The 18,717-nt window shown below is 53.1% G+C and carries 20 protein-coding genes and 1 other annotated feature; of the genes, 19 read left to right on the top strand and 1 reads right to left on the bottom strand.

All coding sequences use genetic code 11. The annotated features are described in order from the left end of the window. Window positions 1–18: 18 nt before the first annotated feature. From MKY74_RS25990 to MKY74_RS25915, 16 genes are all read left to right on the top strand, one after another. Window positions 19–1,260 (top strand): bifunctional 3,4-dihydroxy-2-butanone-4-phosphate synthase/GTP cyclohydrolase II, encoded by a 1,242-nt coding sequence (locus MKY74_RS25990; RefSeq protein ID WP_076170055.1) that lies wholly within the window; start codon window positions 19–21, stop codon window positions 1,258–1,260. A gap of 20 nt (window positions 1,261–1,280) precedes the next feature. Further along, window positions 1,281–1,748: a 6,7-dimethyl-8-ribityllumazine synthase gene (ribH, locus tag MKY74_RS25985; RefSeq protein ID WP_076170056.1), complete on the top strand. Its 468-nt coding sequence runs from the start codon at window positions 1,281–1,283 to the stop codon at window positions 1,746–1,748. A gap of 124 nt (window positions 1,749–1,872) precedes the next feature. Beyond that, the gene (locus tag MKY74_RS25980) at window positions 1,873–2,667 is read left to right on the top strand and encodes a segregation and condensation protein A (protein WP_076170057.1); all 795 of its coding nucleotides are present in this window, start codon (window positions 1,873–1,875) and stop codon (window positions 2,665–2,667) included. After that, on the top strand, window positions 2,636–3,235 hold the full coding sequence (gene scpB, locus MKY74_RS25975) for an SMC-Scp complex subunit ScpB (protein WP_076170183.1): 600 nt from the start codon (window positions 2,636–2,638) through the stop codon (window positions 3,233–3,235). Before MKY74_RS25980 ends, scpB begins: the two co-directional genes overlap by 32 nt. A 140-nt stretch (window positions 3,236–3,375) precedes the next feature. After that, entirely contained in the window at window positions 3,376–4,059 is a 684-nt protein-coding gene (locus MKY74_RS25970; protein ID WP_167372868.1) for a DUF2953 domain-containing protein, read from the top strand. 121 nt (window positions 4,060–4,180) lie between these two features. Further along, window positions 4,181–4,648: a GerW family sporulation protein gene (gene ytfJ, locus MKY74_RS25965; RefSeq protein WP_076170059.1), complete on the top strand. Its 468-nt coding sequence runs from the start codon at window positions 4,181–4,183 to the stop codon at window positions 4,646–4,648. Between the two features lie 158 nt (window positions 4,649–4,806). Next, window positions 4,807–5,997 carry a D-alanyl-D-alanine carboxypeptidase family protein gene (locus tag MKY74_RS25960; protein WP_084203877.1) on the top strand — a complete coding sequence of 397 codons (1,191 nt, stop codon included), beginning with the start codon at window positions 4,807–4,809 and terminating at the stop codon, window positions 5,995–5,997. Between the two features lie 35 nt (window positions 5,998–6,032). Beyond that, window positions 6,033–6,680, top strand: coding sequence for a nucleoside recognition domain-containing protein (locus MKY74_RS25955; protein WP_076170060.1), 648 nt, complete (start codon window positions 6,033–6,035; stop codon window positions 6,678–6,680). Between the two features lie 9 nt (window positions 6,681–6,689). After that, entirely contained in the window at window positions 6,690–7,223 is a 534-nt protein-coding gene (locus MKY74_RS25950; RefSeq protein ID WP_076170061.1) for a spore maturation protein, read from the top strand. Window positions 7,224–7,303: 80 nt separating this feature from the next. Next, the gene (locus MKY74_RS25945; protein ID WP_076170062.1) at window positions 7,304–7,645 is read left to right on the top strand and encodes a peptidoglycan recognition protein family protein; all 342 of its coding nucleotides are present in this window, start codon (window positions 7,304–7,306) and stop codon (window positions 7,643–7,645) included. Window positions 7,646–7,666: 21 nt separating this feature from the next. Then, window positions 7,667–8,407 carry a pseudouridine synthase gene (locus MKY74_RS25940; RefSeq protein WP_076170063.1) on the top strand — a complete coding sequence of 247 codons (741 nt, stop codon included), beginning with the start codon at window positions 7,667–7,669 and terminating at the stop codon, window positions 8,405–8,407. Between the two features lie 128 nt (window positions 8,408–8,535). Beyond that, complete coding sequence (gene resA, locus MKY74_RS25935; protein WP_076170064.1) at window positions 8,536–9,060, top strand: thiol-disulfide oxidoreductase ResA; 525 nt, start codon at window positions 8,536–8,538, stop codon at window positions 9,058–9,060. Then, a complete protein-coding gene (resB, locus tag MKY74_RS25930) occupies window positions 9,060–10,751 on the top strand; it encodes a cytochrome c biogenesis protein ResB (RefSeq protein ID WP_244169256.1) in 1,692 nt (563 codons plus the stop codon). The genes resA and resB overlap by 1 nt, the downstream gene beginning before the upstream one ends. Next, on the top strand, window positions 10,748–12,010 hold the full coding sequence (ccsA, locus tag MKY74_RS25925) for a cytochrome c biogenesis protein CcsA (protein ID WP_076170065.1): 1,263 nt from the start codon (window positions 10,748–10,750) through the stop codon (window positions 12,008–12,010). Before resB ends, ccsA begins: the two co-directional genes overlap by 4 nt. A 181-nt stretch (window positions 12,011–12,191) precedes the next feature. After that, a complete protein-coding gene (locus MKY74_RS25920; RefSeq protein WP_076170066.1) occupies window positions 12,192–12,908 on the top strand; it encodes a response regulator transcription factor in 717 nt (238 codons plus the stop codon). Window position 12,909: 1 nt separating this feature from the next. Further along, window positions 12,910–14,343, top strand: a complete 1,434-nt coding sequence (locus MKY74_RS25915) for an ATP-binding protein (RefSeq protein ID WP_076170067.1) — start codon at window positions 12,910–12,912, stop codon at window positions 14,341–14,343. A 163-nt stretch (window positions 14,344–14,506) separates the two neighbouring features. Here MKY74_RS25915 and serA read toward each other — a convergent pair whose 3' ends face one another. Next, window positions 14,507–16,102 carry a phosphoglycerate dehydrogenase gene (gene serA / locus MKY74_RS25910; RefSeq protein ID WP_076170068.1) on the bottom strand — a complete coding sequence of 532 codons (1,596 nt, stop codon included), beginning with the start codon at window positions 16,100–16,102 and terminating at the stop codon, window positions 14,507–14,509. Window positions 16,103–16,347: 245 nt separating this feature from the next. Further along, window positions 16,348–16,582 (bottom strand) — a binding site (T-box leader). Between the two features lie 247 nt (window positions 16,583–16,829). Between serA and MKY74_RS25905 the strand changes: the two genes are divergently transcribed. The 3 genes from MKY74_RS25905 to MKY74_RS25895 are packed head-to-tail and all read left to right on the top strand — an operon-like array spanning window position 16,830 to window position 18,714. Then, window positions 16,830–17,423 (top strand): CPBP family intramembrane glutamic endopeptidase, encoded by a 594-nt coding sequence (locus MKY74_RS25905; RefSeq protein ID WP_076170069.1) that lies wholly within the window; start codon window positions 16,830–16,832, stop codon window positions 17,421–17,423. Next, window positions 17,420–17,863: a hypothetical protein gene (locus MKY74_RS25900; protein ID WP_076170070.1), complete on the top strand. Its 444-nt coding sequence runs from the start codon at window positions 17,420–17,422 to the stop codon at window positions 17,861–17,863. Before MKY74_RS25905 ends, MKY74_RS25900 begins: the two co-directional genes overlap by 4 nt. After that, window positions 17,857–18,714, top strand: coding sequence for a metallophosphoesterase (locus tag MKY74_RS25895; protein ID WP_076170071.1), 858 nt, complete (start codon window positions 17,857–17,859; stop codon window positions 18,712–18,714). Before MKY74_RS25900 ends, MKY74_RS25895 begins: the two co-directional genes overlap by 7 nt. Window positions 18,715–18,717 lie beyond the last annotated feature (3 nt).

The following is an 18,717-nucleotide window of genomic DNA, read 5'->3' as shown; positions in this document are numbered from 1 at the left end:
GGAATAGGAGGGGAACCCATGAAGGAGGATTTTGTGTTTGACCGCATTGAAGATGCGGTGTCCGACTTGTCGGCAGGCAAGGTCGTCATCGTCGTAGACGACGAGGACCGCGAGAACGAAGGCGATTTTATCGCCTTGGCAGATCAGGCAACGCCTGAAGTCATCAACTTCATGATCACGGAAGGACGCGGACTGGTCTGCATGCCGATTACCGAGGAAAGAGCCGCTGAGCTCGGCCTGAAGCCGATGGTATCGAACAATACGGACCATCACGGCACGGCTTTTACTGTCTCCATCGACCACAAGGAGACGACAACGGGCATCTCCGCCTATGAGCGGTCCCTGACCGCCAAAGCGCTCGCCGATCCGGAAGCGACCGCAGCCGATTTTCGGCGCCCCGGCCACATGTTTCCGCTGATTGCCAAAACCGGCGGCGTGCTCCGGCGCGCCGGTCATACTGAAGCGGCGGTAGATCTCGCCCGTCTCAGCGGATCGTTCCCGGCCGGGGTGATCTGCGAGATTATCAAAGAGGACGGGACGATGGCACGGCTCCCGGACCTGGTGCAGATCGCCAAGAAACATGGCCTCAAGCTGATCAGCATCAAGGATTTGATCCAATACCGCAACAATAAGGAAAAGCTCGTTACCCGCGAGGTTTCGGTGCGGATGCCGACGGACTTCGGCGAGTTCCAGGTCGTCGCCTATACGAATGCGGTGGACAATAAAGAGCATTTGGCGCTCGTCAAAGGGGACATCGCATCCGGGGAGCCGGTGCTCACCCGCGTCCATTCCGAATGCCTGACAGGGGACGTGTTCCATTCCCATCGCTGCGATTGCGGTCCGCAGTTTGAAGCCGCACTCCGGCAGATCAACGAAGAAGGCCGCGGCGTGCTGCTGTACATGCGCCAGGAGGGCCGCGGCATCGGGCTCCTTAACAAGCTGAGAGCCTATAAGCTCCAGGAAGAGGGCCTTGATACGGTCGATGCCAACCTGAAGCTAGGATTCCCCGCGGATCTTCGCGATTACGGCATCGGAGCTCAAATATTGAAAGATCTCGGCATCCGCCAAATTCGGCTGCTGACGAACAATCCGCGCAAAATCAAAGGCCTGGAGGGCTACGGGCTGGAAATCGTCGAGCGCGTGCCGATCCAAATGCAGGCCAATAAGGACAACGAGAACTACTTGCATACGAAGCAAATGAAGCTGGGGCACATGCTGAAATTTGAGCAGCCCGATTCATTGACGACGACTACCGAATAATTACAGGAGGCTGATGAAGCATGGCACACATTTTTGAAGGAAATTTGGTATCCGAAGGATTAAAATACGGCATCGTGGTTGGAAGATTCAATGAGTTTATCACCAGCAAGCTGCTGGGCGGCGCACTCGACGGACTGAAGCGGCACGGCGCCAAGGAAGAAGAAGTGGACGTGGCGTGGGTTCCGGGCGCTTTCGAAATCCCGCTGATTGCCCAGAAGATGGCCGAAAGCGGCAAGTACGACGCCGTCATTACGCTCGGCACGGTTATCCGGGGGTCAACCTCCCATTACGACTACGTGTGCAACGAGGTGGCCAAAGGCGTGGCGGCGATCAACCTGAAAACCGGCGTTCCTACCATTTTCGGCGTCTTGACGACAGAGAACATCGAGCAGGCGGTGGAACGGGCCGGAACGAAGGCCGGAAACAAAGGATACGATGCTGCGGTGGCGGCAATTGAAATGGCCAACTTGACGAAACAGTTAAAATAGTGCTTATTTAATGTAGTACCCTTTTTCCGGGTACTGCATTTTTTATGTCCGCAAAGTGCCTTACGGGCCCATTGGGACACAGCCCCGCTTGGCGGGCGTACTTTATGTGACGGGAGGATAAGCCGTGAACACCGTATTATATAAGCTGGAGACGTTTGAAGGTCCGCTTGATTTGCTGTTGCACCTGATTGATAAAGCGGAAATCGACATCCAGGATATCCCCGTCAGTGAGATTACCGATCAATATATGGAATATTTGCAGAGCATGCAGGAGCTCGAATTGGATATCACCAGCGAGTTTCTGGTTATGGCGGCCACGCTGCTGTCGATCAAGAGCAAGCTCCTGCTGCCGAAGCCTCCGGTATTTGAAATGGACGAGTTTGACTTTTATGAAGAAGAAGAAATCGATCCGCGGGCGGAGCTCGTGCAGAAGCTGATCGAATACCGCAAATATAAAGGGATTGCCAAGCATTTGCAGGAAAAGGAATTTGAACGGAGCCTGATCTACTCCAAGGAGCCCGAGGATTTGACGCCGTGGGTGCCGCGCGTGTCGGACAATCCGGTCAAAGGCCTGCACGCCTCCGATTTGGTCGCGGCTTTTCAGAAGGCGCTGCGCAAGGCGTCGAAGCGGACCAGCTACGCCAAAATCCAGCGGGACGAAATTTCGGTGAAGGATCGCATCCGCGAGGTGGTGAATGCCCTGGAATCCAGCGGGCCCGGCGGCAAGCTATTGTTTTCCAAGCTGCTGCATGATGAGATGGTTCGGCATGAAATCGTCGTGACGTTTCTGGCCATTTTGGAGCTGATGAAGATGAAACAAATTATTTGTTATCAGGAAAAGCTGTTCGACGACATTGTGATGGAATGGAAAGGGGGAGGTCTCTCGAATGGACTTTCCGACATTGAAATCGATTATTGAGGGTCTGCTCTTTTTGGCGGGGGATGAAGGGCTGACGGCCAAGCAGATTGCCGAGGTCGTCGAGCACCGTCCCGAGCTGGTGACCGACGCCCTGGAGGAAATGAAGGAGGATTTTGTTAGGGAGAAAAGGGGGATCCAGGTCGTCCAGATTGCCGGCAGCTATCAGCTGGCTACGCTGCCCGATCACGCCCCGTATTTTGAGCGGCTCGCTTATTCCCCATCCCGATCCTCGCTGTCGCAGGCGGCACTCGAGACGCTGGCCATCGTGGCCTACCGGCAGCCGATTACCCGGGTGGAAATCGAAGAGATCCGCGGCGTCAAATCCGAGCGGGCGATCCAGACGCTGGTCAACAAGGACCTGATCGAGGAGACGGGACGGGCGGAGGCGATCGGACGTCCGATTTTGTACGGTACGACCAAGTCGTTCCTCGATTACTTTGGCCTGCCGAATATTCAGGCGCTCCCGGAGCCGGCCATTTTTGAAGATACGGATAATCTGGAGGAAGAAACCCAGCTCTTGTTCGAGAAGCTGGACGGAAAACAGCTGACGTTTGACGATGTGCCGTAAAACTGCATAAATAACAAGACCCATCCGGATTCCCCGGGTGGGTCTTTGGCGTTCAAAAAAAGCTTGTGGCCGAATCTTTTCCATTGGGGAATGCCATACTATGCACAGGAAGATTTATGGACAGACTTGGGGGTTTATACGTGTGGATTGTAGTCGCCATTATTGTTCTCCTGATCATTCTGCTGGTTGCCGTCATAATGTCAAGCATTACCATTACATTATGGTACAGCAAGCATAATAAGGATGACAAGGCCGTATTGGACGTCAAGATGCTGTATGGAATCGTAAAGATGCATTATGAAATGCCTTCCCTGGTGTTTGCCAATATGAAAAAGGGCTTTATGCTCCGGCTTGAGAGCAAAAACAGTTTCCGTAACGGCCAAACCGTCGGAAAAGCGCATATTAACAAAAGACTGCTGGACCATTGGGCAGATGAAGTGAGGATTATGCTCCGGTCGACGGCTTCTTTAAAGGAATGGTTTTACCGTACCATGCAGCATGTGAACATTATGAAGCTGGATTGGTCTACCAATTTATCAACCGGCGATGCAGCATGGACTGCGATTGCAACGGGAACCGTGTGGGGGCTCAAAACGACCCTGGTGGGCTGGCTTTCCTTTAAAGTACGCATGCGAAACAATCCAAGGCTCTTTGTCGTTCCGGTGTTTAAGGATGAGCCGCAGTTTGCTACCGAGCTGTCCTGCGTTGCCCGCATATCCTGCGGTTATGCCTTGTATGCCGGCATCATGCTGATGGCCCGAATTCTCAAAGTACCGGGAGGTCCGATCCATTGGTTCCGATTGGCCAAACAGGTTCTGCGATAAGAAAGGCTTACTTAATTTAACGGTACCGGTCGCGCAGGCCGAGCTACATACTTCAATGGGATATGGGCAAGCTAACATCTGTGGCTCAGAGCTTATTATCAACACACTAGGAGGAATCAACATGGCAGAGCATCCGATTCAAGGCTTAATGCAGACTGCGATGGAAAACATCAAAGGCATGGTTGATGTCAACACAATCGTCGGCGACCCTGTAGAAACTCCTGACGGCAGCGTCATCCTTCCGATCAGTAAGGTGGGCTTTGGCTTTGCCGCAGGGGGAAGTGATTTTAACGCGGATGATATCAGTAAAAGCGTGAGCGCGGCACCCGGACATGAATCCAAGTCCTTGCCGTTTGGCGGAGGCAGCGGCGGCGGAGTTTCGATTCGTCCGATCGCATTTCTCGTTGTCGGCAAAGCAGGCGTGAATATCGTTCCGCTCGATAATCAAACGCATTTATTCGAGAAATTAATTGATTCCGCACCGTCTATGGTGGATAAAATCACGTCGATGTTCCAAACGAATACGCAAACGGGTGCTGTCAATCCAGCCCAAACGACGACTTCGGAGATCAATCCTTCATTGTTTTAAGCCTGTGCCAATCCCTTCCGTCAGCCGGAAGGGATTTTTTGTGAAGAAACGGTTTCTGAAAAAGGGCATCGATTTTTTCTGGTTTGCACGTTTGGCATACCCGAGTTAGGCCAAGCATATACTTGTACAAGATTTTCTGAACCGAAAGGAAAGATAACATGTGGATCAAGCATAAACGAATATGGAGCTGGATTGCGGTCATCACACTCATCGCCAGCGGCTTTGCCGGTACAAGCCGGGCATCGGCCGCGAAAAATTTACCCGCTCTCGGCACCCACGCTCAGGCCGCAGCCTTGATCGATGTCACTTCAGGCAGGCTGCTGTATTCCAGCCACGGCGACGATGAGCTCCGGATCGCCAGCCTGACGAAAATCATGACCGCCATCGTAGCGATTGAGCATGGCAAGCTGGACAGCGAAGTGAAGGTCAGCAAAAACGCCTTTGGCAAAGAAGGGTCTTCCATCTATCTCAAGCTGGGGGAAGAAATGACCCTGGAAAATATGCTGTACGGGCTGATGCTGCGTTCAGGCAATGACGCGGCCACGGCGATTGCCGAGCACGTCGGCGGTTCTGTGGAGGGGTTTGTCTATTTGATGAACGAGAAAGCCCGTATGCTGGGCCTTTCCCATTCGCATTTTATGAATCCGCACGGACTGGACGAGGAAGGCCATTATTCATCGGCCAACGATTTGGCCAAGCTGACGGCATATGCCCTGCATAATCCGGTTTTTAAGGAAATCGTGAAGACGCCGACGAAGAAGGTTCCGAATCCGAATGAATCCTGGGACTACAAATGGGATAACAAAAATAAAATGCTCCGCCTTTATGAAGGAGCGGACGGGGTCAAGACCGGCTATACCAAAAAGGCGTTCCGCTGCCTGGTCAGCTCGGCAACCCGCAACGGCCAGCAGCTGGTCGCCGTGACACTGAACGACGGGGACGACTGGAACGACCACGGCAGAATGCTGGATTACGGGTTTGAATACTACCCGCTGAAACAGCTGACCGAAAAAGGGGAGTCGGTACAGGGTCAGGATTTGGTCGTCAGCCAAACGTTCCAGTACCCTTTTGCCGATGGCGAGGAAGCTCAGGTCAACAAGAAGCTGGTGCTCTATCCTGAAGCGGAGGAAGGAGCGCCGGATTTGAGATTCGGGCTGAGAGGGAAAATCGAGGTGTCGCTGAAAGGGGAAAAGATCGGAGAAATTCCGGTCTACAGAAAAGGAAGCGTGCTGCCGGAACGAAACGCGTCCGGAACAGCTGCTGAGCAGACGATGGCACCCGCTCACAAAAGTAATTGGGGACAATGGTTCAGCGTGGTGATGAAGCGTCTGCTTCAGCCTGGTGCCTGATGTTAACGTAACAACCTGGGGAGAGGGGATACGAAATGATCAATGCAATTTGGCTGGGGCTTATTCTGATTGGATTCGGTTTTGCAGCAGCCCAGGGGAAGATTGAACTGGTCACTTCTGCGGCCTTCGACGGGGCTAAGACCGGGGTGACAGTATGTTTCGGGTTAATCAGCGTGCTGGTCTTCTGGCTCGGTATGATGCGCCTTGCTGAAGATTCGGGACTGCTGAAAAAAATAGCCCGGCTGCTGAGCCCGATCGTTACCTTTTTATTTCCGGATGTGCCGAAAAACCATCCTGCCATGGGTTACATATTGTCCAATATGAGTGCGAATCTGCTCGGTCTAGGCAACGCAGCCACGCCAATGGGCATCAAGGCGATGCAGGAGCTGCAGACGCTGAATCCCGATAAGACGGCCGCCAGCCCGGCGATGTGCACGCTGCTGGCGCTCAATACGGCCAGCATCACCTTGATTCCGACAACGCTGATCGCGATCCGGATGAACTATCAGTCCGCCAATCCGACGGATATCGTCGGCACAACGCTAATGGCGACCGCCGTGGCCACGTTGGCCGCCATCGTGATGGACCGCTGGTACCGGCGCAAATTTATGCGCAGCAGGCCGAAGAAGCCGCCGGTGCACTCGGGTCCCGTTTCTTCCTCCCAATCCGAGCTGAAAGGGTGAGCAGGGCGTATGGTGGCGTTCATCAATTTGATATCGGCCTGGGCGATCCCCGTACTGATCGCGTTTATTCCCCTTTATGCTTTTACCAAGAAGGTGCCGGTGTACGAGTCCTTCGTCGACGGAGCCAAAGAGGGATTTCAAACGGCCATTCAAATCATTCCTAACCTGGTCGGGATGATGGTAGGGATCAGTATTTTCCGGGCCTCAGGGGCCCTTGATTTTTTTGTGGGCTGGACAGGTCCCTTCCTTCAGCATTTGGGCGTTCCGAGCGAAATATTGCCCCTGGGTCTGCTGCGGCCGCTGACAGGAACAGGGTCCCTCGCATTCGCCACCGATCTGATCTCGGTGTACGGCCCGGATTCCATGATCGGACGGATGGCTTCAACGATACAAGGGAGTACGGATACGACGCTGTACGTGCTCACTGTTTATTTGGGTGCGGTCGGGATCCGCAACGGGCGTTATGCGCTTAAGGTCGGTCTCTTATCGGATGCGGTAGGATTTGCAGCAGCTATTGCCGTCTGCCTGCTGTTCTTCGGATAACCGGCCAGCCGTGTGGAACGGTTTCATGGACACCTCATATACTGTAACAAGCTCAGGCTAGTTTAATTGAGGTGATCCGCATGACATTCGAAGGCTTTATCATTCATCATTCCGTATGCCCTTCCATCAACGGAAAAGGGTATGATTTTTGGATCGGGGAGGATGCCTCGGTCGTTTCTTCCCCTTACGTCACCGATCCGTCCCATATCCATATTTGCCTCCAGGGTGATTTCAACCGCGAATACACCCTGTTTCGCGCTGCCGAAAAACAGCAGCTGTTCGTTGCCAGCAAACTTATTATGGAGCTGGCACGCCGCTACAACATTTCCCCCCTCTATTTGTATCCTCACTCCGACACCTGCCCAGGAGCGGATTTTCCATGGAACGAACTTGTGATTTATCCGGTTGATGGTTATCATTAGGGTTGAGGTGACCTATTGAACATGGAGAGATTACAGAAAGTGTTAGCGCAGGCCGGTATCGCTTCGCGCCGTAAGTGCGAAGAATTGATTCTGGCTGGCAAAGTGGAAGTTAACGGGGAAACCGTAACCACGCTGGGGACCAAGGCGGACCCGAATCAAGATATCATCAAGGTGAACGGCAAACCGATCAAGCACGAGCAGAAGATTTACATCGTTTTCAACAAGCCGAAAGGGGTTATTACCAGCGCGTCCGACCCGGAGGGACGAAAAATCGTAACCGATTATTTGAAAGGCATCAAAGAGCGGGTTTATCCGGTCGGCCGTCTGGACTACGATACCGAAGGTCTACTGCTGCTGACCAATGACGGCGAATTTGCCAATCTGTTGACTCACCCGCGGCATCATGTGCCCAAAACGTATCTGGCGACGGTGGAGGGGATCCCGCATGGCAGCGACCTGGACAAGCTCAAAGCCGGCATTCAGCTGGAGGACGGTATGACAGCCCCTGCCGAAGTCGAATATAAAGATATCGACACAGAGAAGAACGAAGCCGTAATCAGCATCACGATTCATGAAGGCCGCAATCGGCAGGTCAGACGAATGTTTGATGCGATCAAGCACCCGGTGATCCGGCTGAAACGTGTGGCGTTCGGCGACCTGCTGCTGCACAATTTGAAGCGCGGCTTGTACCGCCACCTGACAAAGGATGAAGTGCAAAGTTTATTAAATATGGCTAAATCGGGAAATTTAAACAAAAGATAGAACGGAAGGACACATAATTTTCAAATACTCCCGGAGCACCTGTGACATTATTTCGCTATAATTGTTCATAGGTTGTTCAAACTCTGCGCTTAAAATATGTGATTTGTCATGGAAAGGGAGCTTTTGGCATGGGTAAATCTAGAAAAAAGGTTCAAATCATTATCCTGCTGTTGATTGTCATTTTGGGCGGTTACGCCATTACGACACAGGTTTCGGGCTCTAATGGCAAACCGACGGAAGGCAGTAAGGCGCCGAACTTTGACTTGCTCGGGCTGGACGGCAAGGTTCATACGCTCGATGAATATAAAGGCAAGGCGCTTGTTGTCAATTTCTGGGGAACCTGGTGCGAACCATGCGTGAAGGAAATGCCCGCTCTGCAGGCCCAGTATGATAAGTGGAAGGATAAGGATGTCGTCATCGTTGGCATCAACGCCGGCGAGGACAAAATGGCCGTGGAAAATTTTGTGAAGCAGGTCCATGTCAGCTTTCCGGTAATGCTGGATCCCGAGAAGGACGCCATTCAATCCTACGGAATATCCCCGCTGCCTACGACGTTTTTTGTCTCGCCTAACGGGAAGATCAATAAGATCCATCTGGGACAGTTGGATTTGCAAACTCTCGATCAGCAAATTGAAGAGTTGGTGAATTCCTGATGATGAAGGAAGTTATTGCATTCAAGAACACCAAGTGCGAGTGCGGGCACCAAAACCCCGTGGGTACGGTGCTCTGCGAGGCTTGCGGAAGGCCATTGGAAGAACAAGACCGCGAGTCCAACGAAGTTCTGGAGATGCGCTATGACGGGATGGCACGACGCTCTCAGCGTGCCAACCCGAATTTCATAGACCGGATCTGGAACTTCTTTTCGTCTGTAAAGATCGCCGTATACATGATTATCCTGACCCTGCTCGGATCGATGCTCGGGACGATTTTCCCCCAGGAAAACACATTTCTGAACATCGATCCTTCAACGTACTACAAGGAAACTTACGGCACGCCCGGATTGATTTATTACAAGCTGGGCCTGTCGCATACGTACGAATCCTGGTGGTTTGTCCTCCTGCTCGTCATGATCGGCGCGTCGCTGGTCATCTGCAGCCTGGACCGGGTGCTGCCACTGTACAAAGCGCTTACCAAGCAAAGAATTTTGAAGCATAAGCAGTTCCTGACCCGTCAGCGCGTGGTGTATCAGGGACCGGTAGAGCTGGAGTCCAAGGAATGGGTGGAGCAGGCATCCGTCCACATCAAGAAAAGAGGCTACCGTGTACATACCTTGGATAACGCTTTACTCGCAGAAAAGTACCGCTTCAGCCGCTGGGGGCCATACGTCATCCATATCGGGCTGATCATTTTCCTGCTGGCCGTGCTGGCCCGCGGCTTGCCCGGTCTGCACATGGATCAGCATGTCGCTTTTCCAGAAGGCGAAATCAAGCACATTCCGAATACGTCGTATTATTTGAAGAACGAGAAGTTTACGGTTGAATATTACTCGGAACAAGATTTGCCAAAGGAATTTCAGGGCAAAAACAAGGTGCTTCCAAAACTGTTCAAGACGCAGGCGACCCTGTACGAATGTACGGCCAACTGCAATGATCCGTCCAAACAGCCTACGCTGAAGGCCGTTGATCATCACAATATCGAGGTTAATGACCCGATGGATTACAAAGGCCTGAAGGCCTATCAGTTTGACTACGATTTGACACCGGTCCTCCGTTCGGTCAAGCCTTCCCTGGTGGACAAGAAGACCGGCAAAGATTACGGAACGTTCCAGCTGAAGATCAAGGATCCAGAGCGGAACTACAAGGTAGGGCCATATTCGCTTGAGTTGAAGGAGAAGTACAACGATTTTGGGCTGGACGAGAACGGTCAGCCCGTCACGAAAACTCCGAATCCAAACGCGCCGGCTTTTCTCTTCCTGATTAAAGGGCCGAATTTGCCAGCCGAAGGCGTACATTATTTCTATTTCCCGAAACAAATCGACAAGGAGCGCTTCCAGCAGGATGCCATAAACGCCAAAATGAACGGCGGCAGCGTTCCACTTGAGCTGGATGTCAAAGGAATGGGAAATGTGGACTTATCGATGTCGACCACCTATTTGAACATCCGGGTGGACAAAGCGATGCCTTTTGTCTGGGTAGGCGCAGCCATCGTCATGCTTGGACTTGTACTCGGCTTCTATTGGCAGCACCGCCGGATCTGGCTGCGGATTGACGACGGGAACCTGACCCTCGGTGCGCATACCAACAAGAACTGGTTCGGCATCCGCCGGGAAATTGCGGCAATACTTCGCAAAATGAATCTGGAAGTGGACGAGAAGTCCTTGGATAACGGAGGGAATCACTCATGAGTGGATTGTTAAATTTCAGCAGCAACATGTTCGTCGTCGCATTCTTCCTGTACTGCGCGGCGTTCATCCTGTTCGCGGTCGCCATTATGGGCCGCCGGTGGAGCAACAGGGATCCGGAGTCGCACCGCAGGAAGTGGGGGAATATCGCGTTCGGGGTATCCTCTCTCGGCCTGGTGCTGGAGCTAACGTACTTCTTTACCCGGTGGGCGGGCGGCGGACATATTCCCGTCAGCAACATGTACGAATTCATGTCATTCCTTTCGATGATGGTCATGGTGGCGTTTACGGTGGTATATCTCATTTACCGCAAAACGATACTCGGCTTGTTCGCCGTTCCGATCACGATCATCATCATGGCATACGCCGCGGTGTTTCCGCAGGAGGTGCAGCCGCTGATTCCGTCGCTGCAGTCCTATTGGCTGAAAATCCACGTCACGATGGCGGCGGCCGGAGAGTCGTTCTTCGCGATCGCATTTGCGGCAGGCTTTATGTACCTGCTGCGCACGGTGAATTTCAGCAGCACGGATAAAAAGGACAGACGCCAGCGGCGCTGGGTCGAAATCGTATTTTTCTCGATCATTCTGGTTATCTCGTTTATCATTACGGTCTTTGCCTTCCGTGCAGCCGGTTATGAATCCGTGTTCACCCAGACGAAGGCTTCCGGAACGGCCGGGCAAACGGCGAGCGTTACGCAGACCGTCGAATACAAGCTGCCGCCGATCGTAGCGCCTTACCACAGCAAGGTCGAAAGCTATCAGCCGTTCCTCGGCATGACGAAGCCCCTGTTCAGCGCTCCGTCCTGGATGAACGGGATCAACGCGGGACGCAAGTTCAACACGATAATTTGGACGGTGATCTCCGGCATTATCCTATACGGAATCCTCCGGTTGATCGCGCGCAAGCCGCTTGGACGTGCGGCCTCTCCGTTCCTGGACGGGATCGACCCCGATGATTTGGATGAGATCAGCTACCGTGCGATCGCCATCGGGTTTCCGATCTTTACGCTCGGCGCCTTGATCTTTGCAATGATTTGGGCTCAGGTGGCCTGGGGACGCTTCTGGGGATGGGATCCGAAAGAAGTGTGGGCGCTCATCTGCTGGCTGTTCTACAGTGCCTACCTGCACCTCAGATTGTCCCGCGGCTGGCAGGGGCGCCAGTCGTCATGGCTGTCGGTTCTCGGCTTCCTGGTGGTCATGTTTACCCTCGTCGGCGTGAACCTGGTCATTGCCGGACTTCACTCCTATGCGGGTACAAACTGATCCAGTTATGACAATTTATATAGATTGAACTGGAGTTAATTGTCACTCTAGTTCAATCCATTTAGCACTGAATAATCCGTTTCACATTGCTCGCTTGGATGTTGAAACGGATTTTTGTTAAGATTAGCATGGAGTTATGACAAGTTCTTCACAGAAACATAGAAGGGGTTGAGGTTGTCTTATGTCAGAACATACAAACCGGATCCTGGTCGTGGACGACGAGGAACGGATCCGCCGCCTGCTGAAAATGTATTTGGAGAAGGAAGGCTATGAAGTCGAGGAGGCCGAGGACGGCGAAACCGCGCTCCGTAAAGCTTCCAATCAGGATTATGGCCTGATCATGCTGGACTTGATGCTGCCCGGCATGGACGGCATCGAGGTGTGCAACCGGCTGCGCCAGCTCAAATCGACGCCTGTGCTGATGCTGACCGCCAAGGGCGAGGAGATCAACCGGGTTCAAGGCTTTGAAGTCGGCGCGGACGATTATGTCGTGAAGCCATTCAGCCCGAGGGAAGTCATTTACCGGGTAAAAGCGATTTTGCGGCGCTCTTCGGCAACGGCGTACCTGTCGAAGGAAACGAATTCGAGCAACAACATCGTGTTTCCGCATCTTGTGATTGAGCACGATGCCCACCGGGTGACAGCGAACGGACAAGAGGTCAGCTTGACGCCTAAGGAATACGAGCTGCTGCATTACCTGGCGGTCTCGCCGGACAAGGTTTTTTCCCGGGAAGAATTGCTGAAGGATGTATGGAACTATGAATTTTTCGGCGACCTGCGGACGGTCGACACGCACGTAAAGCGCCTGCGGGAGAAGCTGAACAAGGTATCACCGGAGTCGGCGGCGATGATCACCACCGTCTGGGGCGTAGGCTACAAGCTCGAGGTACCGAAATAACATGAATTTCTGGACCTCTCTTGTCGGGAAGCTCTGGGCTACCATCATCTGCCTGGTAGCATGCATCCTGATTATTCTCGGGTTATTTCTGCTTCCATACATCGATATGAATTATTCGAACTCCGGGGACATCAAGCGGCTGTTTACGTACACAGCTATCATCGGGTTTTCAATGACGACCTTCTTTGCGCTGTTTCTGCTGACGAAGATTACGCAGCCGATGCAGCAGATGATTCAGGCTACCGAAGCGATCCGTAAGGGCGAGTACAACACGCGCTTGTCGATCAATACGAGCGACGAGATCGGAAAGCTGGCGAACACGTTCAATCATATGGCGGCTGAGCTGGAAGACAATATCCGCAACTTGAACCAGGAAAAGGAGCATTTGGCGAGCGTCCTCCGAAGTATGAGCGACGGCGTCATTACGTTCGATACTTCAGGCAAGGTGATCTTGACGAATCCACCGGGACAGAAGCTGATCACCCAATGGAAGGATATCCACTGGAACTTGGACCAGGAGGACGCCGAAGGGGAGGAAGAACAGCAGGTACCTGAGCCTTTGCTGGACCTGTTCGACAATATGCTGGAAGGCAGCGGCGACACGAGCACGAATCTTCACGTCAAGCAGGGCGTCTGGTCGGTTCATATGGCGCCTCTGTATTCGGATAACGACATCCGAGGGGCGGTTGCGGTGCTCCGCAACGTAACCGAGGAAGTGCAGCTGGAGAAAATGCGCCAGGACTTCGTTGCCAACGTGTCGCATGAGATCCGCACGCCGCTGTCCATGATGCAGGGATACAGCGAAGCGCTGCTGGATGGCATGGCGGCGTCGCCGGAAGAGAGCCAGGAACTGATTCAGGTCATTCATGACGAATCCCTTCGCATGGGGCGGCTGGTTAAGGATCTGCTTGACATGGCGCGGATGGAAGCGGGGCATGTCGACATGGCCAAAAAGCAGCTTGACCTCAACGAGCTGCTCGAGCGCGTATACCGCAAGTTTATGGTACGGGCCAAGGAACGGAATATCGAGCTCCTTTATGACCGTAAGACGGAGGATATGGTGCTTGAGGAGGCCGACGAAGACCGTTTGGAGCAGGTGATGACCAACCTGCTGGACAATGCGTTCAGGCACACGCCAGAAGAGAAGAAGATCAGCATCCTTGCCGACCGTGTTCTGTCGGACAAAAAGCCGATGATCCGAATCGTGGTAAAGGACGAGGGCGTAGGCATTCCGCCGGAGGATCTGCCGTTCGTGTTTGAACGGTTTTACAAGGCGGACAAGGCACGGGTACGCGGGGAATCGGTCGGTACGGGTCTTGGGCTAGCCATTGTTAAGAACATCGTAGAATCGCACCAGGGCAGCATTCAGGTGGACAGCATCCTGGGCGAAGGAACGGCCTTTACGATGCTGCTGCCTGTCGAAAGCCGTAAATAATGGAAAAAGAACAGGAAACACCTCTGACGGGGTGTTTTTTTGTTGAAGAAAAAAGATTAATCTTGTTCAACGTGGAACATCGCTTGTTTCCCACCAACAAAAAACAGCGTAAGCCAGGCTCACTTGACCCTGCTTACGCTGTTCTTCATAAAGTATAGACCGATTAGGAAAGGACGATTTCGACGGCACTGTTGAGTTCCGGAATCGTCGTCAGCTCATTCAGCACTTCTTTCTGCACGCCTTTGTCGACGGTCAGAATCATGATGGCTTCGCCGCCGATAATTTTCCGGCCGACCTGCATCGAAGCGATGTTAACGTCGTTCTTGCCGAGCAGCGTTCCGACTTGGCCGATAATACCCGGTTTGTCGTTATGGGAAATCAGGATTTGATGACCCTCCGGAGCGATATCGACAGGGAACTTATTCAGCTGCACGATCCGCTCGCCATAGCCGTTAAGCAGCGTGCCCGCTACCAGACGCTCTTCGTTCTCGGAGGTTTTGAGGGTCACGGTAAGCAGGTTCGTAAAGCCTTTGGATTTAGGAGCCGTGGATACGGCCACGTTGACTTCACGGTTTTTGGCGAGATGCATGCAGTTGACGATATTGACTTCGCTGCCAAGGTGGTGGGCAAGCACGCCTTTGACGATATAGCGGGTCAGCGGAAGGGTGTCAATGTCGGACAAATCTCCCGCATAGTCCACGTGAATTTCATGGATCGCCTGGTTTTTCGTAATTTGGGCGGCAAAGCTGCCCAGTTTCTCCCCGAGCGAGAAGTAAGGCTGCAGACGGCTCATGATGCTCGGTGCCACCGGCGGCATGTTGACGGCGTTCTTGAACGGCTCGTCGCGCAGAATATGCAGCACTTCTTCGGACACGTCAATGGCTACGTTCTCCTGGGCTTCGATAGTGGAAGCGCCGAGGTGAGGCGTAACGATAATTTTCGGATGGTTCAGGAACGGATGGTCCTGCTGCGGCGGCTCCGATTCAAACACGTCGAATGCGGCGCCGGCAACGATGCCTTCATCAATCGCTTCAACCAGGGCCATCTCGTCAATGACGCCACCGCGGGCGCAGTTGATGATGCGCATACCCTTTTTCATCACTTCAAATTGCGGACGGGAAATCATATGGCGGGTCTCCGGCGTAAGCGGCGTATGCACTGTCATAAAATCGGCATTCCGGATAATATCATCCACCGTTGCCAGCTTTACTTCCAGCTTCTCGGCGCGTTCCTGGGTCAGGAACGGGTCGAATGCCAGTATGTTCATGCCGAACGCTTTGGCACGTTTGGCCACCTCGCTGCCGATCCGTCCCATACCTAGTACGCCAAGCGTTTTGTTGCGAAGCTCGACGCCAAGGAACGATTTGCGGTCCCAGGTTCCGCCGATCGTTTTGGCATAAGCTTGAGGGATGTGACGGGCCAGTGCCATCATCATCGCAAAGGTATGCTCGCAGGTGGTGATCGTATTGCCGTCAGGGGCATTAATAACGATGATGCCGCGTTGGGTTGCCGCTTCGAGGTCGATGTTGTCCACGCCGACACCGGCGCGGCCGACGACTTTCAGGCGGGTTCCCGCGGCCATAATTTTTTCGGTAACACGCGTTTGGCTGCGAACGAGAAGGGCGTCATAATCCCCGATGATCGCCGCAAGCTCGTCTTCGGAGAGCCCTGTATTTTTCTCTACCGTAACATCAGGTGCATCGACTAACTGCTGGATTCCGAGATCGCTGATCGGATCCGATACTAACACTTTAAACATTGGTTTCCATCCTCCTTAAATATCTAGAACGCTTATATATAAGGACATGTCCGATAGGAACATATCCGTGAAGCCGAGAGTGGAGCCGCTGAGCAGCCTATGGGAGACAATCAGGCGGACGCCTAAGTTCATTCCGTAAAGCAACGCGGTACTGTGCCAAAGGATGAACGTGCAGCTGGCCGGATTTTTCTCCTTATTCTTGGTTGGACAACAAAAAAACTCCCGATCCGCATACTACTTCCGTAGTAAGGGACGAGAGTTATCGTGGTGCCACCCTAATTCACCGCCGTCTTCGCGAACGGCAGCCTCAAGGTCTTCCGATTGGAGACCTGATTGATAACGGAATCATCCGACTGCACCTACTGGGTAGTTCAATGCAGTTGCTCTGGAACGCTAAAGATGACTTCTCTGTCACCGGTTTGCACCAACCACCGGCTCTCTGGAGACGATAAAGCCTCTTCTTTCCTTCATCGTGTTTCGCTCAATTAATTTTTCCATAATGTATCACGCGCCTATCAGGCGTGTCAATAGGTAAAAGTGCTTCCCTTGAATGTTCTGCTCTTAATCTGCTATGATTCTAATGCTGGGAGGACTTTTTTAACAAAGTTAAATCGTATATTTCGGGGGTCCCGCAGAACACAAACAGATGTTGGAGTAAAGCCTTCACGTTGTGGGATGTTTGCAACCACTCTAGTAACAGAAACTTAATAGACAGGCAGGCCTCATCATGAAAAAAAGGAAATGGAAATTACCCAAAATTCAGCAGGCTAAGCCTGAACAGCTGAATGACCGTCTACTTCTGATCAATTTGTATATCACCCAGGGCCTAACCTTATTGATCGGTCTCGTATGGATTCTGCTGCAGCGAAGAAATCCGCTTGCCTTGTTTCAGCTTCAGCATCCCGGACAAGTTGCGGCATGGGGGCTTGGGCTGGCCGCCGTTATGTTTGCCGTCGATTTCCTCGTCTCCCGGATTACGCCGGAGGAAGTGATGGATGACGGCGGAATCAACAACATGCTGTTCCAGCGCCGTCCCGTATGGCATATTATAGTCATCTCCGCGGTCGTGGCGGTATGCGAGGAGCTGCTGTTCCGTGGAGCCGTACAGCATGCATTCGGTCCGTATTGGACCAGTATATTATTTGCGGTCATTCACGTCCGGTATTTGAAGCACTGGATTCCAACCGGCTGGGTTTTTTTGAGCAGTTACGGCCTCGGATATATCTACATACATTCCGGAACACTGCTTGCCCCGGTCTTATGCCATTTTATGATTGATTGTGTATCCGGGCTAGTGATTCGATTTCGGAGGGAAGCATGAACAGCGAATTGAGCAGAGTTGAAACGTACAGAAAAAATCGGAAGAAGACCCCGGTAAAAAAGGCGCCTTCAGCCGATGCCGGTCAACGGACTACGCCCAAGTCCAAGGCAGCAGAGACGTCTTCAACACGGGCGGCCGGAACGCTGAGACGCGGAAAAACGGCAGAAAATGCAGGGAAGCGGCCGGCGGCCGCCAGAACTGCTGCAGCCGCTTCCGGCTCGGCGGCAGCCCCGCAGTCCCGGCGGAGTAACCGGACTGCCGGAAAAAGAGAGGCAGGCGAGGAATCCGCCGTTCCGGCAAGAGCGGACACTTACGGTTCCCGGCGCATCAAGATCAGTAAATATTTTACGAACTCTTTAATCTTTTTATTTATCGGCTTAACGGCATTTCTTGTTTATTGGGGAATTAAGGGCGCCCCCCCGCTGGAGGACCTATGGTAGCCCCCTGGCTCGTCTGGGCAGGGGCAGGCGTCGCGGCTGCGGCTGCAGCGCTTTACGCCAGGATGTCGTATGAAGCGAGGCTGGAGCTGGTTCAGCAGGCCGACGTGAGGCTGGAGAGGCTGCCAAAGCCCTTTGACGGCTGCAAGCTTCTGTTCATATCGGATCTGCATAGCAGAAGGCTGACGGGGAAGACGATACGGCAGCTGGCCGGAACGGTTGATTGGGTGATCCTTGGCGGGGATATTATGGAACGGAATGTACCGCTGAGCCAGGTGGAGCACAACTTAAGGCTGCTCACGGAAATCGCCCCGGTATATGCCGTATACGGCAACCATGATTATAAGGCCGATCCCGAAGGTTTGGAAAAGCTGATGAACGCATGCGGAGTCACTTTGCTGCGGGATGAGAACGTTCCTCTCCTGCGAAACGGCGCGCGCCTCTGGTTAACCGGTGTTGATTATCCGCGGTACAAACGAAACGATTATCCTCCGGTTCCACAGCTGCCTGTCCGTGACGCCGGTGCGGAATGCCGCATCCTGGCCGTTCATGACCCAGCCTGGCTTCAGAAGCAGAAGACGATCCAGGCGGACCTTGTGCTTGCCGGCCATACCCATGGCGGACAAATTACGCTGCCTTGGCTCGGACCGATCCGGCTGAATCAATTTTACCGCAAGTATGCTTCGGGATGGTTTGAATGGGAGCAGCCGGAAGCGGAGGTCCGCCGGCCGCGCATGCTGATCAGCCGCGGTTTCGGCACAAGACGCGTTCCGCTCCGCCTGTGCTGCCCTGCAGAAATGCATGTCCTTACGCTAAGGACAGAATCCATAGAAAAAACACAGATAAACGAGTAAAAG

Origin of the sequence: Paenibacillus sp. FSL R5-0378 (assembly GCF_038009285.1) — a bacterium.
In the GTDB taxonomy this organism is placed as follows: Bacteria; Bacillota; Bacilli; order Paenibacillales; family Paenibacillaceae; genus Paenibacillus_AQ; species Paenibacillus_AQ favisporus.
The sequence above is the reverse complement of the archived record's forward strand: the minus strand, read 5'-3'. Positions and strand labels throughout refer to the sequence as shown.

Coding starts and splice junctions, on each gene's coding strand:
- MKY74_RS25960 (WP_084203877.1), top strand. CDS start 4,807: ATGTGGATCAAGCATAAACGAATATGGAGCTGGATTGCGGTCATCACA.
- MKY74_RS25905 (WP_076170069.1), top strand. CDS start 16,830: ATGAAAAAAAGGAAATGGAAATTACCCAAAATTCAGCAGGCTAAGCCT.
- scpB (WP_076170183.1), top strand. CDS start 2,636: ATGGACTTTCCGACATTGAAATCGATTATTGAGGGTCTGCTCTTTTTG.
- MKY74_RS25955 (WP_076170060.1), top strand. CDS start 6,033: ATGATCAATGCAATTTGGCTGGGGCTTATTCTGATTGGATTCGGTTTT.
- MKY74_RS25915 (WP_076170067.1), top strand. CDS start 12,910: ATGAATTTCTGGACCTCTCTTGTCGGGAAGCTCTGGGCTACCATCATC.
- MKY74_RS25920 (WP_076170066.1), top strand. CDS start 12,192: ATGTCAGAACATACAAACCGGATCCTGGTCGTGGACGACGAGGAACGG.
- ribH (WP_076170056.1), top strand. CDS start 1,281: ATGGCACACATTTTTGAAGGAAATTTGGTATCCGAAGGATTAAAATAC.
- MKY74_RS25990 (WP_076170055.1), top strand. CDS start 19: ATGAAGGAGGATTTTGTGTTTGACCGCATTGAAGATGCGGTGTCCGAC.
- ccsA (WP_076170065.1), top strand. CDS start 10,748: ATGAGTGGATTGTTAAATTTCAGCAGCAACATGTTCGTCGTCGCATTC.
- MKY74_RS25945 (WP_076170062.1), top strand. CDS start 7,304: ATGACATTCGAAGGCTTTATCATTCATCATTCCGTATGCCCTTCCATC.
- resA (WP_076170064.1), top strand. CDS start 8,536: ATGGGTAAATCTAGAAAAAAGGTTCAAATCATTATCCTGCTGTTGATT.
- MKY74_RS25950 (WP_076170061.1), top strand. CDS start 6,690: ATGGTGGCGTTCATCAATTTGATATCGGCCTGGGCGATCCCCGTACTG.
- ytfJ (WP_076170059.1), top strand. CDS start 4,181: ATGGCAGAGCATCCGATTCAAGGCTTAATGCAGACTGCGATGGAAAAC.
- resB (WP_244169256.1), top strand. CDS start 9,060: ATGATGAAGGAAGTTATTGCATTCAAGAACACCAAGTGCGAGTGCGGG.
- MKY74_RS25895 (WP_076170071.1), top strand. CDS start 17,857: ATGGTAGCCCCCTGGCTCGTCTGGGCAGGGGCAGGCGTCGCGGCTGCG.
- serA (WP_076170068.1), bottom strand. CDS start 16,102: ATGTTTAAAGTGTTAGTATCGGATCCGATCAGCGATCTCGGAATCCAG.
- MKY74_RS25940 (WP_076170063.1), top strand. CDS start 7,667: ATGGAGAGATTACAGAAAGTGTTAGCGCAGGCCGGTATCGCTTCGCGC.
- MKY74_RS25900 (WP_076170070.1), top strand. CDS start 17,420: ATGAACAGCGAATTGAGCAGAGTTGAAACGTACAGAAAAAATCGGAAG.